Source organism: Flavobacterium columnare NBRC 100251 = ATCC 23463 (assembly GCF_002530675.1).
In the GTDB taxonomy this organism is placed as follows: Bacteria; Bacteroidota; Bacteroidia; order Flavobacteriales; family Flavobacteriaceae; genus Flavobacterium; species Flavobacterium columnare.
On the sequence record NZ_PCMX01000021.1, the window covers coordinates 1 to 511 of the forward strand.

Sequence of the window (511 nt, forward strand, 5' to 3'; positions counted from 1 at the left end):
ATTTATTGTTTGATTATATAGAAAAACAAGCCGAAGATTATCAGTATGGTGCACACGTTATACACGACCGTGACATTGAAAAAGCAGGTAAAGCATTAATATTAAAAGGTACCGAAGTAAACTTAATCACTCAAACAAAATATACCAAGTATGCCGCGGCTTATGCTATTTATGTAATGGTATTACTTACTATTGTTATAGAAATCATAATTATATACCTAACCCGAGGTAGAAACCTAACAGGAAAAGCAAAGAAGATTCAAAAGGTTTTACGAAAAATAAAAGCCCTCGAAAAAATAGCAGAACGTAAAGGCGATGTAGATATAGAAATTATCCCGCCTAGTATTGCCATAAATGCTGGAATGTATTACAAACAATTAGCCAACCAAAATATAGCACTATTTTATGAAGTCAATGTAAAAGCAGCCCCGATAGTAGCCGTTGAGATAAAAAAAGAATTTGATTTGCTTGATTTACTTGATAAAGGGATCGATATAGCCAAAGCCAAAAC

1 pseudogene is annotated in these 511 nt (G+C 33.1%); it reads left to right on the forward strand.

Annotated features, from left to right (window positions below):
* Window positions 1–511 (forward strand): annotated as a pseudogene (locus tag B0A78_RS03885) (hypothetical protein); the annotation flags it as partial.